Raw genomic sequence first — 13,426 nt, forward strand, 5'->3', positions numbered from 1 at the left:
TCCAACTCTGTCCGTAACGATATCTAGGACGAGAACAGCAATCGATCGCGTTCGGCCTGCGAGCCGTCGACGTAGAAGCGCTCGAACCAGGCCGGCTTGCCGGACAACGCCGTCGGCTTGCGCAGCGTGATCGCCGCAGGCGCGGACGCGGAGCGCTGCCGCTCGGACTTGCCCTTGAACGCATCGCGCATCCGGTTGCGAAACTGCAGGTGATCGAACACGCGGGTGGCCTCGATCGCATAGGAGGTGGCGATCTTTCTGTCCTCGATCATGATAAGATGGTCACCGTTGCCCTTCTCTCCGCTCGGCGAGAAGTTGCTCGATCCGGTGAACACTTTCGCGGTCGGCAGGCTGAAATCGGTCACCAGGAATTTGTGATGGATGTTGCGGCCCTTGCCGCCGGACCATTCGCTGCGGAACGGCTCCGGCGCCTTGCTCGCGAGATAGGCGAAATCGACGAGACCGATCGAGCCGTCGGGCTTGCGCAGCTCCAGGGCGCCGCGCTTGTCGACCGTGCCGTAGCTGAAGATCGGCCGCTCCATCACGCGGTCGAACGCGTCCTTGGTCGGACCGTCGCCGAGCTGGCTCAGAAACGCGACCGAGTAGAACACCGACGAGGTGGCCTGATCGATCGCGGCCCGGATCGGATTGAGCGAGAGATCGGTGGCCTGGTGCGGCGAGAAGCAGAGCTGTACGGTCGGCTTTCCCTCGGTATGGACGGCGTGCCACTTCTTGGAGAAATCATTCTTCCGGAAGACCGAGGGGTCCTCGAAGGCGATATCGAACATCTCGCCGAACAGCCCGGCGACATCAGGCGAATGAAAGACCAGCATGTTGTTGGCCTGAATATAGAGGCCGCGGAAGGTGAAATTGGTCGAGCCGCACAGCACCTTCTCGGGCTTGCCGTCGCGGCGCGTGATCAGGACCTTGTTGTGCTGGAGGTTGCTGAAATGCGTGCGCAGCACGGCAGCACCCGCCTGCTTGAAGCGCTTGGCGCTGCGCGACTCCGCGCTGCCCGGCAGCTTGTGACTGTTATCCTTGGCATTGGAATCGTCGATGATCGCCCGCAGCCGCGGACCGAACTGCTCGAGCTGGCCGATCACATCGGGCTCGTTGAGGTCATAGGCCATCACGTCGAGCGTGAGCCCGGGATCCGCCAGGGCCTCTTTCAAGAAGCCGAACAGGAGGTCGTAGGCCTCGAACCCCAGCCACTCATAGACGCTGTCGCCGGCCTCGTTGGTGAGGTCGAGCTTGTCGAAGCCCGGCCCGTCGCGGCTCTCGACGGGAATGATCTCGGCATTGTTGCCGAACTGATCGCGATAGGCCTGAGACGAGGCGAAGTTGCGGGTGAAACCGACGTCGACCAGGCCGTCATAGGTCACGGCGCTCTGCGTGATGTCGAGCGTGAGGCTGGTCCCCGCCACCAGCGTGCCGTCGTTGCGCATGTGCTGCTTGGCAACACGATACGTATAGACGCCATCCTTGGGCCGGTAGGGAAAATGGATCCAGCGGAATTTCTGGAACGGCGCCTCGGTCGACGGGAAATTCCGGTTGCCGTCGACCGCCGCGCCGGCTCCCGCCGGATAGGAAAACGCGATCCTGTTGCGCAACTGAGAAAAATCCCGTGCGCCCGGCGACTTCACTTCGATCGAGAATCCGACCAGGTCGGGTTCGGGCTCGGCAACGTCGAAGCCGATCATCGTCATGCGCTCGCCACGCCACAGCTTGGACGTGAACCCGTTGCTGGATTTGCGGTTCTCGAAATCGCTCATGATCGAAATGCCCCACGATGATGAAAAAAGGCGCGCACGAAACGCATCTCGTCGAAGGGCTGTAATCTTCGCCAGGACCCGCGGCCGACGCAACCTCAAAATGATCTGAGAACTATCATCAACCAGGATTGTTGCACGATCCTGCGTCGGTCGTGTGAAGACGGATGTGAATGACGTCACAATCGGAGACGGTATCGGGATCAGCTTTGCCGCGATGCCCGCGGTGTCGTCAGTCTCGACGTTGGCGAACGAGCGCGCGGGCACATGACGACGAACGTCGAAAACGAGCCCTATCGCAAGGCGGGCCTTGCCCGCGTCACCGCGTTGATGAAGCCCTCGCGGGCGTCGGAATGGCCCTGCCCGCGCGGCTCCAGCACATGACGCAGAAGGAACAGGCCGGTCAGCCGGAAACCGTCGAGCAGATCCTGCTGCGACCAGCCATCGCCCTGCTCGCCCTCGCGCAGGAAGGGCGGCAACGGCAGCAGGCGGTCGGCCCATGGCGCGCCGGCCGTGCGCGACACCGCGCCGCCCGACTTCGGCGATACGTAGATCAGGTCCGAGGTCTCGCCGGTCGCAGCGCAGGAGTCGAGATCGAGCCCGAAGCCGAGTTCGGCGAGGATCGCCAGCTCGAAGCGCACGATGTGGACAGCGGCGCTGCCCACATCCTCGAAATCATCGAGCGCATGTTCGAGCCGCAGATACATGTCTTCGTGCGGATCGCGCTCCGGCAACAGCCGGGCCAGCGAGGCAAGATGCGTCACGCCGTAGGCGCCGTGTTGCGCGGAGATCAGCCCCGCCGCCCGCAAGGTCAGCGCGTCGATGGCGTACATGCCGAGATGCTCGTCGAGCCGCGCGCGCCAGGTCGCGCGCACCGTGTTGCCCGGCTGCAGCACCGGCCGCATGCGCTTGCCGCTGGCCCCGCGCACGAGACCGAGATGCCGGCCATGCTCGCGGGTCAGCAGTTCGACGACAGCGGAGGATTCGCCGTGCCGCCGCACGCCCAGCACGATGCCATCGTCGGTCCATTCCATCTCACGAGCCGCCCAAATGATTCCACACGCGCTTGCCTCCTAGTGCCGTCCGCGGGTGGACAATCAACGTAGCTTGTGCGCGCTGCCGCCACAAAACTCGTCATTGCGAGCGCAGCGAAGCAATCCAAAGTCGGATCGCAGCCCTGGATTGCTTCGCTGCGCTCGCAATGACGTCTTGGTGGCCTTCTGCGCTAGCCCCCAACCTTGGTGGGCGCGCCGCGCTCTACGGCCCTTACGGTCAAAGCGTCACGCGTTGAACCAGCCGCGCGCATCGCCCGTGAACGAGTAGTACAGACCCATCGTCGTCAGCGCGCAGGAGATGACCTCGATGCCGGCATCGAGCGTCATGCCCTTCTGGCCGATCACCTGCACCAGGGAGATGTCGGACAGCACCAGCGCCCCCAGCAGCACCCAGCGCGGCCAGTTCCTGCGGCGCTGCGCCGCCAGATAGACGAAATAGAACAGCAGCAGGATGACCACCCCGTTGAGCACGGTCTGCGCGGTGATCATGTCCTCGGTCATGTCGAAGGTCGGCGTCCGGTCCGACACCGCAACGGACAGCGCGTCCAGCATCAGCGAGATGTAGAGCAGCACTTCGAACCACAGCACGTTGCGCGGCACGCTCATTGTCATTCCCTGGGGAACTCGAGCCCCATCTCCCGGTAGCGGTCGGGATCGTCGCCCCAGTTCTCACGCACCTTCACGAACAGAAACAGGTGCACCGGCACGCCGGTGATCTCTGCGATTTCCTTGCGCGCCTGCGCGCCGATCGACTTGATCGTCGCGCCGCCCTTGCCGAGCACGATCTTGCGCTGGCTGTCGCGCTCCACGAAGATCGTCTGCTCGATGCGGATCGAGCCGTCCTTGCGCTCGGTCCAGCTGTCGGTCTCGACCGTGGACTGGTAGGGCAGCTCCTGATGCAGATGCGAATAGATCTTCTCGCGGGTGATCTCAGCCGCGAGGTGCCGCATCGGCGCGTCCGACATCTGGTCCTCGGGATAATGGAACGGGCCGGGCGGCACCATCTCCGCCAAGGCCCGCCTGAGATCGTCGACGCCGTCGCCGGAGATCGCCGAGATCATGAAGGTGCGCGCGAACGACAGCTTCTCGTTGGCGGCCGCGACCAGCGCCAGCAGCTTCTCGCGCGGCACCAGGTCGACCTTGTTGACCACCAGGATCTTTTCGTGCGCGACCGCAGCCGCCTTGTCGATGATGGACTGCGCCTCGTCGTCGATGCCCTTCTTGGCATCGAGCAGCACGCAGACGACATCGGCGTCATGCGCCCCGCTCCAGGCCGTCGTGACCATGGCGCGGTCCAGCCTGCGCTTCGGCGCGAAGATGCCGGGGGTATCGACCAGGATGATCTGAGACGCCCCCTCGATGACGATGCCGCGGATCAGCGCCCGCGTCGTCTGCACCTTGCGCGAGACGATCGTGACCTTGGAGCCGACCAGGGCGTTGACGAGCGTCGACTTGCCGACATTGGGCGCGCCGATCAGCGCGACGAAACCGCAGCGGGTCCCGGCAGCCGGCACCGATTGTTGTTCAGCCGTCATTGCTGCCGCCGCTCACGCCTTCGCGCTCGATCATGACAGATGCCGCCACCTTTTCTGCCGCGCGCTTGGAGCCGCCGATGCCTTCGGCCGGCTCCAGCCCCGGCAGGTCGACGGCGACACGGAACTGCGGATCGTGATGCGGGCCGGTGCGCTCCACCTCCCGGTAAACCGGGGTCGGCAGGCCCTTGCCCTGCGCCCATTCCTGCAGCACCGTCTTCGGATCGCGCAGCGGGCGCCGCGGCTTGTGCATGCGCTCGGTCCAGTTGCGCTCGACGAAGCCCGCCGCGGCGGTGTAGCCGCCGTCGAGGAAGATCGCGCCGATCACCGCCTCGCAGACGTCACCCAGCACCGACTTGCGCAACCGCGCCCCGGCGCCGGCGCCGACCGCGCCGAGCTTGATGTCGTCGAGCAGGCCGAGCGACTTGGCGACGTCGGCGCAGCTCTCCTTGCGCACGAGATCGGCGAGCCGCTTCGACAACTCCCCCTCGTCCGCGCTCGGAAACGAGCGGTACAGCATGTCGGACACGATCAGGCCGAGCACGTGGTCGCCGAGAAATTCGAGCCGCTGATAGCTGTCGCCGCGCTTCTTGGACGATTTCAGCGCCGAGACGTGGGTGAAGGCGGTGCTGAGCAGCGACGGATCGGCAAAGTGATGGCCGATGCGCGCCTCGATCGCCGCATTGGCGGCCTTGTCCGCGGCCTTGGCGCCCTTGGCGCCCTTGGCGGCGCCGGTCCCCGCGCTCTTGGCACGGCGACTGCCCTTCGCCTTGCTGCGCGGCTTGCCATCGGATTCGGCCTCGGCAACGAGCGCGGTCGGGTCCACCCCATCGTCGGTCGGGCCAGCGGGCCCCGATTCGGACTCGACGGTCTTCATGTCTGGCTTGGAGACCGGCTTCGCCTCGGTCCTGGAATCGGCCTTTGGCTCGGTCTTGGGCTCGGTCTTGGGCTCGCTCTTCTGCTCGGGCTTGATCTCAGACTTCGGCCGCGACACAGCCTTGGGCGACGCCTCCAGCGCACCCGTGCCGGGTTGCGGGCTCGATGCGGCAGCCTGCGTGGTCTGGATATCGGGTGAGTCGTCGATCATCGCACGAATTTGAAGATTCGATTCCAGCGCACCGATACCGGCCAGCGCCAGAACGCCCAGGCATGCTCGCCTTCGGCAATGGAAAAGAAGATCAGCTGCGCACGGCCGACGATGTTCTCGAACGGCACGTAGCCGACCTGGCTGAGGAAGCGGCTGTCGGTCGAGTTGTCGCGGTTGTCGCCCATCATGAAGAAGTTGCCGGCCGGCACGGTATACACCGCGGTGTTGTCGACATAGCCGTTGTCGACGCAGTCCAGCGTCTCATAGCTGACGCCGTTCGGCAGCGTCTCCTTCCAGCGCTTGACGCGCGCGGTCGAGTCCGGCTGCCCGCAGGGATCCTCGCCGATGAAGTCGGACAGCCGCTCGCGCTGCACCGGCTTGTCGTTGATGTAGAGCAGCCCTTCGCGCACCTGGATGCGGTCGCCAGGCAGGCCGATCACGCGCTTGATGTAGTCGGTGGTATCGTCCTTCGGGAGACGAAACACGACGATGTCGCCGCGGTTCGGCTCCGAGCCGAAGATGCGGCCCGAGAACAGCGGCGGCGACAGCGGGATCGAGTAGTGGCTATAGCCGTACGAATATTTCGATACGAACAGATAGTCGCCGACCAGCAGGGTCGCCTTCATCGATCCCGACGGGATGTTGAACGGCTGGAACAGGAACGTACGGATCACCAGCGCGATCAGTAGCGCATGAACGACGACACGAACGGTTTCACCGAGGCCGCTCTCAGTCTTGGTTCCGGAGGTCACGCTCATCGCTCTTTCAATGTCCCTTGGCGAATGGTCCGACGATTCGCCAGCCGTTGCCGAACACCCCTCCGTCCGCGAACACCATACCGTTCCGCGGCTTAAGGGAGTCTGTCCTGATTCTGGTGGTTAAGGCCAACTCCGGTTTGACCCAGAATCCGCCCGTGATGCAGCCGGTTCGATCCCGGCGGGTTTTAGACGACTGCGCGGGGCCGCGCAATCAATCGCCGTATCAAAACTACATAACTCGCTGAAATCGATCGCATTTTTGTTTTTCCTGCTGGGGGCGGCCGCCCGTCAGGATGTCTCGCGGCGCACCGCCGAAATTATGACGAAGGCTTGCGCCAGCGGCCAGTCGTCGGTGATCGACAGGTCGATGCGCGGCTCGTGGCCCTCGGGGGTCAGCGCCTTCAGCCGTTCGGCCGCGCCCCCCGTGAGCTGCATGGTCGGCCGGCCGCCGGGCAGATTGACGACGCCCATGTCGCGCCACCATACCCCCTGACGGATCCCGGTGCCGAGCGCCTTGGCGCAGGCCTCCTTGGCGGCGAACCGCTTGGCGTAGGTGGCGACCACCATCTTCTCGTTCTTGGCCCGCCGCTCCGCCTTGGCGCGCTCGGCCGCGGTGAAGATCCGGTTCAGGAAGCGCTCGCCGTGCCGGTCCATCACCTCGGCCACGCGGCGGATGTCGATCAGGTCGGAGCCGATGCCGATGATCATGCCGCCGTCCCCAACCGCGCACGGCCGCGATCCATCGCCGCGCGCATGGTGCGGACGGTCTCGGCGAGGCCCACGAACAGCGCCTCCCCCATCATGAAGTAGCCGATGTTGAGCTCGACGATCTCCGGCAGCGTCGCGATCCGCTCGGCGGTGGCATAGTCGAGCCCGTGGCCGGCATGGACCTCGAGCCCGGCTGCATAGGCCTGCCGGGCGCCGGTCACGATCCGCTCCCACTCCGCCGCCGCCTTGTCATCGTGGCCGTCGGTGATGGCGTCACACCAGCCGCCGGTGTGGATCTCGATCACGGGCGCGCGCAGCCGCGCCGCCATCTCGATCTGCGCCGGGTCGGCGGCGATGAACAGCGAGACCCGGATGCCGGCATCGCTCAGCCGGGCGATCGCCGGCGCCAGCGCCTTGTGCTGGCCGACCACGTCGAGGCCGCCCTCGGTGGTCAGCTCCTCGCGCCGCTCCGGCACCAGGCAGCAGGCATGCGGGCGCGTCGCAAGCGCGATCCGCACCATCTCCTCGGTGGCCGCCATCTCGAAATTCAGCGGCTTGGAGATCTCGGCCTTCAGCCGCGCCATGTCGTCGTCGCGGATGTGCCGGCGGTCCTCGCGCAGATGCGCCGTGATGCCGTCGGCCCCGGCCTCGATCGCAAGCAGCGCGGCACGCACCGGATCGGGGCTGCGGCCGCCGCGGGCATTTCGCAAGGTGGCGATGTGGTCGACGTTGACGCCGAGGCGCAGCTTCGGAGGATGTGACATCGACGGATCGGACATGGGCCGGCTCGCAGGACTTTCGAGTAGACTACGGCTTGTTTAGCGCATCCCGAAGCAGAACGCCGCAGCCATCCCCGCAGATTAGCCATTCACCCGATCGACCCGCGCCACGATGGTCTTGGCGCGCAACTGGTTGATGATCGCCGAGAGATGCTTGAGGTCGTAGACCTCGAGATCGATCGTGAGCTCGGTGAAGTCAGGCGAGCGGCGGCTCATGCTGATGTTGTCGATGTTGCCGTCATGCTCGGCGATCACGGTGGCGACCTGGGCGAGGCTGCCCGGCTCGTTGACGTTCTCGACGCGAATGCGCGCCGGAAAGCGCTGCGGCGAGGTCTCGTCGACGTCCCAGCGCACGTCGAGCCAGCGCTCTGGCTCCTCCTCGAAATCCTTCAGCGCCGGCGACTGGATCGGATAGATCGTGATCCCCTCGCCCGGCGTCACGATGCCGACGATGCGGTCGCCCGGCACGGCACCGCCGTTGGGCGCGAACTTCACCGGCAGGCCGGAATTGAGCCCGCTGATCGGGATGGCAAACGGGCCGCGGTGGGGCTCGGTCGGAGGCGCGGCAGCCTTGGCTGCCGGCGCGGCGGCCATCTTCTTGGCGCCGTAGCGCACGACGCGCTCTTCCTTGTAGTCCGGATACATTGCGCGCGCGACGTCGGAGGCCTTGATCTCGCCGCGACCGACCGCCGCCATCACGTCCTCGATCGAGGCGCGCGCCAGACGCGGCAGCGCGCCCTTGAGCTTGTCGTCGGCATATTCGAGCTTGGTCCGCTCGAACAGACGTTCGACGATGCGCCGGCCCAGCCCGGCATATTGATCGCGCACGGCGGTTCGGGTGGCGCGCCGGATGGCGGCGCGTGCCTTGCCGGTGATGGCGAGCGTCTCCCAGGCCGAGGGCGGCGCCGACTGCGCGTCCGACGTCAGCACCTCGACCTCGTCGCCGTTCTGCAGCTCCGACGACAGCGCGGCGAACTTGCCGTTGATCTTGCAGCCGACGGCGCTGTTGCCGACGTCGGTATGCACGGCATAGGCGAAGTCGATCACGTTTGCGTGGCGTGGCAGCGCGATGAGCTTGCCCTTCGGCGTGAAGCAGAACACCTGATCGTGAAACAGCTCGAGCTTGGTGTGCTCGAGGAACTCCTCCGGATTCGCGCTCTCCGACAGGATGCCGATAGTGTGGCGCAGCCAGGCGAAGGCATTCGATTCGCGCTTCAGCCGCTCCGTCGGCGAGGCGATGTCGTCCTTGTAGAAGGCATGGGCCGCGATGCCGAGCTCGGCGATCTGATCCATGTCCTCGGTGCGGATCTGCAGCTCGACGCGCTGCTTGCCTGGGCCAATCACGGTCGTGTGGATCGAGCGATAGTCGTTCTGCTTCGGCGTCGAGATGTAGTCCTTGAACCGGCCGGGCACGACAGGCCACGTCGTATGCACGATACCGAGCGCACGATAGCAGGATTCGAGATCCGGCATGATGACGCGAAAGCCGAAGATGTCGGACAGCTGCTCGAACCCGATGGATTTGCGTTCCATCTTGGTCCAGATCGAGAATGGCCGCTTGCGGCGACCGAACACCCGCGCCGTCAGGCCATGCTCGCGAAACTTGCGGGCCAGCTGGCTCTCGATCTCGCCGATCAGGTTGCGATTGCGCTCCGCCAGCGCATCGAGCCGCTGCATCACCACGCTGTACGCCTGCGGGTCGAGCGTCCGGAACGAGAGATCCTCGAGCTCCTCGCGCATCTCCTGCATGCCCATGCGGCCCGCGAGCGGCGCGTAGATGTCGAGCGTCTCCTCAGCGATCCGCCGCCGGGATGCCTCCGGCACGAACTCCAGCGTGCGCATGTTGTGCAAGCGATCGGCGAGCTTGACCAGCAGCACACGCACGTCGTCGGCGATCGCCAGCAGGAGCTTGCGCAGATTCTCGGCCTGCTTGGCCTCGCGCGAAACCAGCTCGAGCCGTTTCAGCTTGGTCAATCCCTCGACGAGCGCACCGATCTCGGGGCCGAAGAAGCGGTCGATCTCGGCGCGGGTCGCCTCGGTGTCCTCGATCGTGTCGTGCAGCAGCGCCGCGACGATGGTGGCGTCGTCCAGCTTCAGGTCGGTCAAAATGGCCGCGACCTCGAGCGGATGCGTGAAATACGGGTCGCCGGACGCGCGGGTCTGCGACCCATGCGCCTTCATGGCGTACACATACGCGCGGTTGAGCAGATCCTCGTTCGTATCCGGATTGTAGGAGCGGACCCGTTCCACGAGATCGTACTGTCGCATCATGCGGGAGCGCGGCTTCGGCGGCCGCGGCCGCTCAGCCGGCGGCGAAGGCGCCAACGCGGCCGATTCGGCCGCCGCCTGCATCTGCTGAGGAGTGTGGCCCGAAACCACCATGGAAAATGACTAAACCTTTATCTTCGTGACCAAATCTGCCGGATGGCAGGCGTTTGTCGCAGCCCTATGGTAATCACGGAATCACGTTCAAATGCAAAGGCCCGGACGTGGTCCGGGCCTTCACATTCTCACAAGTTAGCTGGAGCTCGCGCTGACGGTGACGAGACCGTCACTCGTCCTCTTCCGGCTGCTCTTCCGGCGGAGCGAGGCCCTCGAGGCCCTTCAGCAGCTCTTCCTCGGTCATGCGCTCGACGGCGACCTCGGTGTCGTCGGCATCGACGCTGGCACCGGCCGAGCCGATCAGCGGCACCGTGTCCGGCTCCGGCTCGTCGACCTCGACGAACTTCTGCAGCGAATGCACCAGTTCTTCCTTCAGATCCTCGGGAGAAATGGTCGAATCCGCAATTTCCCGGAGTGCGACGACGGGATTCTTGTCATTATCTCTATCAATTGTAAGTTGTGATCCCGACGAGATCATGCGCGCGCGATGCGCGGCCAGAAGAACCAGGTCGAACCGGTTGTCGACTTTATCGATACAATCTTCCACAGTGACGCGCGCCATTGTCGCTCCGGTCCTTTGTGTGCTTAATATGCTGATTATGCTGGGCTAGTTATAGAGGCTGGCTGGCTTTCGCAAGGCAAAACTGGCGTCAGGGTTCGGTAAGGGGCAAGGAGTACCGAATTCGGCAACCTTGACTGGCGCTCCGTCCAGACCCGCGGAATTCGGGCCTTGGACAAGAAAACGCTTCATTACGTCGTCACAAGTACGCCTTTGTTGCCCCGATCACTCCGGTTTGCGGTAACCTCACACCAGATGGACCGCCGACGCCTTGGCAGTATCTTGAAATGGAGTGCGCGACCGACTGGAGTCGCGCCCAAAATAGAATCTAACTGAACGCGAGACACTGAATGTCATCTTCGACCAACAAGATTGCGCTCTTCATTGACGGCGCCAACCTATACGCCACGGCCAAGACGCTCGGCTTCGACATCGACTACAAGCGCCTGCTCAAGGAATTTCAGAGCCGCGGCACGCTGCTCCGCGCATTCTATTACACCGCGATCATCGAGGATCAGGAGTACTCGTCGATTCGGCCCTTGATCGACTGGCTCGACTACAACGGCTATACCGTCGTCACCAAGGCGACGAAGGAGTTCATCGACGCCAGCGGCCGACGCAAGGTCAAGGGCAACATGGACATCGAGCTCGCCGTCGATGCCATGGAGCTCGCCGAGCATATCGACCAGATGGTGCTGTTCTCGGGCGACGGCGACTTCCGCTCGCTGGTCGAAGCGATGCAGCGCCGCGGCGTTCGCGTCACCGTGATCTCGACCATCTCCAGCCAGCCGCCGATGATCGCCGACGAGCTGCGCCGTCAGGCCGACGTCTTCACCGACCTCATGGAGTTGCAGTCCAAGCTCGGCCGCGACCCGTCGGAGCGCCCCGCCCCGCGCGAGCCGCGCCACCATTCCCCGCAATTCCTGCAGCGCTCCACCACGCCGGCCGCCCGCGCCACGACCACCGCCACCACCACGCCCAACGATGACGATTTCGAGGACTAGGCGGACGGGCACTCAGCCTGCGCCGCCTGCCCTGTCTTCGACCAATCCCGATCGAGACTGTCCGCTGTGCCCTCGCCTCGTGGAATTCCGCGAGGCGCAGCGCGCGCGCGAGCCGTCATGGTTCAACGCGCCTGTGCCGTCGTTCGGTGATCCCGATGCGCGGCTGTTGATCGTCGGGCTCGCGCCGGGGCTGCAGGGCGCCAATCGGACCGGGCGTCCCTTCACCGGCGACTATGCCGGCGAGCTGCTCTACGGGACGCTGCTGCACTACGGATTTGCGAAGGGCCGATTCGAGGCACGTCCCGACGACGGGCTGACGCTGGTGGATTGCCGAATCAGCAACGCGGTGCGCTGCGTGCCGCCGCAGAACAAGCCGCTGCCCGCCGAGATCAACCAGTGCCGGAGCTTCCTCGGCGCCACCATCGCCGCGATGCCGCGGCTGCGCAGCATCGTCGCGCTCGGCCGCATCTCCCACGACACGCTGCTGAAGCTGCTGGGCCTGCGCGCGGTCGCGGCGCCCTTCGCCCACGGCGCCGTGCATCAGGCCGGCGGGATCAGGCTGTACGACAGCTATCACTGCTCACGCTACAATACGAACACCGGCGTGCTCACGACCGAGATGTTCCACGCCGTGTTCGCGCGTGTGAAGGCGGATCTGGATTAGGTCGGTCCGCCCCATCCTCACGCGGCGACGCGGTTGTCCTTCAGCCACGCCAGCACGTCGCCCGCGTTCCTGTCCGGAGGAAACACCGGATAGAACACGTGGGTGATGCAGGCGTCGTCCACGATCATGGCAAGCCGCTTGATCATGGTCAGCCCGGCGATCTCCATGGTCGGCAACCGCAGGGCATTGGTCAGCTCGAGCTTTTCGTCCGACAGCACCGGAAACGGCAGGTGCAGGCGCGAGGCCATCTCGGTCTGATAGGCATTGCTCTGCGTCGACAGGCCGAACACATGCGCGGCGCCTGCCGATTTCAACTCGCCGAACAGGTCGCGGAAGCTGCAGGTCTGCGGCGTGCAGCCGCGCGCACCCGGGATCATGTCCCAGTCCTCGACCAGCGACACCTTGCCGGGTTCGCCGGTCCGCGGATACGCGAACACGACGGTCCGTCCCGGCAGATCGGACAACGTGACCAGCGTGTCGTCGGTGGCACGCAGTCCGATCGCGGGAATGATCGTCCCGACCAGATGATCGGCTGCGCCGTCGTCGGTCGGAGCCGGAATCCGGCTCCAGTCGACATCCAAGAGGTTCTTCTGATTCATCGGATGCTGTCCCAAGGCTCAGGCGTGCCGCCGAGGAGCGCGCGGCAAAGGTCTCGTTAGCCGCGCGCCCGCAGCAGCCGGCCCTTCTCGCGGCCCCAATCGCGCTTCTTTTCGCTCTCGCGCTTGTCGTGCAGCTTCTTGCCCTTGGCGACGGCGAGCAGCAGCTTGGCGCGGCCACGCTCGTTGAAATAGAGCTTGAGCGGGATCAGCGTCATGCCTTCGCGCTCGACCGCGCCCATCAGCTTGTTGATCTGCTTGCGATGCAGCAGCAGCTTGCGCGGCCGCTTCGGCTCGTGATTGAAGCGGTTGGCCTGCAGATATTCGGGAATGTTGGCGTTGATCAGCCAGATCTCGCCGTCGCGCGAATCCGCATAGGATTCCGCGATCGTCGACTTGCCGCTGCGGACCGACTTCACCTCCGTGCCGGTCAGCGCGATGCCGGCCTCGATGGTGTCCTCGATCGCATAATTGAACCGCGCCTTGCGGTTCTCTGCGGCGACGGTGATCTTGGGCTCGTTCTTGTCTGCCAC

At 65.0% G+C, this 13,426-nt stretch carries 14 protein-coding genes; 2 read left to right on the top strand and 12 right to left on the bottom strand.

Going from position 1 to position 13,426, the window contains the following annotated elements; all coding sequences use genetic code 11:
- Positions 1-23 precede the first annotated feature (23 nt).
- The 10 genes from QW845_RS23960 to rpoZ form a co-directional block, all read right to left on the bottom strand.
- Positions 24-1,772 carry a phospholipase D-like domain-containing protein gene (locus QW845_RS23960; protein ID WP_315803995.1) on the bottom strand — a complete coding sequence of 583 codons (1,749 nt, stop codon included), beginning with the start codon at positions 1,770-1,772 and terminating at the stop codon, positions 24-26.
- 290 nt (positions 1,773-2,062) lie between these two features.
- Positions 2,063-2,803 carry a DNA repair protein RecO gene (gene recO, locus QW845_RS23965; RefSeq protein ID WP_315803996.1) on the bottom strand — a complete coding sequence of 247 codons (741 nt, stop codon included), beginning with the start codon at positions 2,801-2,803 and terminating at the stop codon, positions 2,063-2,065.
- 246 nt (positions 2,804-3,049) lie between these two features.
- Entirely contained in the window at positions 3,050-3,430 is a 381-nt protein-coding gene (locus QW845_RS23970) for a hypothetical protein (RefSeq protein ID WP_315803997.1), read from the bottom strand.
- Between the two features lie 2 nt (positions 3,431-3,432).
- The gene (era, locus tag QW845_RS23975; protein WP_315803998.1) at positions 3,433-4,359 is read right to left on the bottom strand and encodes a GTPase Era; all 927 of its coding nucleotides are present in this window, start codon (positions 4,357-4,359) and stop codon (positions 3,433-3,435) included.
- Positions 4,349-5,443: a ribonuclease III gene (rnc, locus tag QW845_RS23980; RefSeq protein WP_315803999.1), complete on the bottom strand. Its 1,095-nt coding sequence runs from the start codon at positions 5,441-5,443 to the stop codon at positions 4,349-4,351. Before rnc ends, era begins: the two co-directional genes overlap by 11 nt.
- The gene (lepB, locus tag QW845_RS23985) at positions 5,440-6,201 is read right to left on the bottom strand and encodes a signal peptidase I (RefSeq protein ID WP_315804000.1); all 762 of its coding nucleotides are present in this window, start codon (positions 6,199-6,201) and stop codon (positions 5,440-5,442) included. The genes rnc and lepB overlap by 4 nt, the downstream gene beginning before the upstream one ends.
- A gap of 288 nt (positions 6,202-6,489) precedes the next feature.
- Entirely contained in the window at positions 6,490-6,909 is a 420-nt protein-coding gene (gene acpS / locus QW845_RS23990) for a holo-ACP synthase (protein WP_315804001.1), read from the bottom strand.
- On the bottom strand, positions 6,906-7,673 hold the full coding sequence (locus QW845_RS23995; protein ID WP_315804177.1) for a pyridoxine 5'-phosphate synthase: 768 nt from the start codon (positions 7,671-7,673) through the stop codon (positions 6,906-6,908). Before QW845_RS23995 ends, acpS begins: the two co-directional genes overlap by 4 nt.
- 96 nt (positions 7,674-7,769) lie before the next feature.
- Positions 7,770-10,070: a bifunctional (p)ppGpp synthetase/guanosine-3',5'-bis(diphosphate) 3'-pyrophosphohydrolase gene (locus QW845_RS24000; protein ID WP_315804002.1), complete on the bottom strand. Its 2,301-nt coding sequence runs from the start codon at positions 10,068-10,070 to the stop codon at positions 7,770-7,772.
- A 169-nt stretch (positions 10,071-10,239) separates the two neighbouring features.
- Positions 10,240-10,632 carry a DNA-directed RNA polymerase subunit omega gene (gene rpoZ, locus QW845_RS24005; RefSeq protein WP_006612728.1) on the bottom strand — a complete coding sequence of 131 codons (393 nt, stop codon included), beginning with the start codon at positions 10,630-10,632 and terminating at the stop codon, positions 10,240-10,242.
- 347 nt (positions 10,633-10,979) lie between these two features.
- Between rpoZ and QW845_RS24010 the strand changes: the two genes are divergently transcribed.
- Both QW845_RS24010 and QW845_RS24015 read left to right on the top strand, forming a co-directional pair.
- The gene (locus QW845_RS24010) at positions 10,980-11,633 is read left to right on the top strand and encodes an NYN domain-containing protein (RefSeq protein WP_315804003.1); all 654 of its coding nucleotides are present in this window, start codon (positions 10,980-10,982) and stop codon (positions 11,631-11,633) included.
- Complete coding sequence (locus tag QW845_RS24015) at positions 11,614-12,297, top strand: uracil-DNA glycosylase (protein WP_315804004.1); 684 nt, start codon at positions 11,614-11,616, stop codon at positions 12,295-12,297. The genes QW845_RS24010 and QW845_RS24015 overlap by 20 nt, the downstream gene beginning before the upstream one ends.
- 17 nt (positions 12,298-12,314) lie before the next feature.
- Here the strand turns inward: QW845_RS24015 and QW845_RS24020 are convergent, their stop codons facing one another.
- Positions 12,315-12,896 (bottom strand): peroxiredoxin, encoded by a 582-nt coding sequence (locus QW845_RS24020; RefSeq protein WP_315804005.1) that lies wholly within the window; start codon positions 12,894-12,896, stop codon positions 12,315-12,317.
- 56 nt (positions 12,897-12,952) lie between these two features.
- Positions 12,953-13,426 (bottom strand): SsrA-binding protein SmpB, encoded by a 474-nt coding sequence (gene smpB, locus QW845_RS24025; protein ID WP_315804006.1) that lies wholly within the window; start codon positions 13,424-13,426, stop codon positions 12,953-12,955.

The organism is Bradyrhizobium sp. SZCCHNS3002 (assembly GCF_032377435.1).
GTDB lineage: Bacteria > Pseudomonadota > Alphaproteobacteria > Rhizobiales > Xanthobacteraceae > Bradyrhizobium.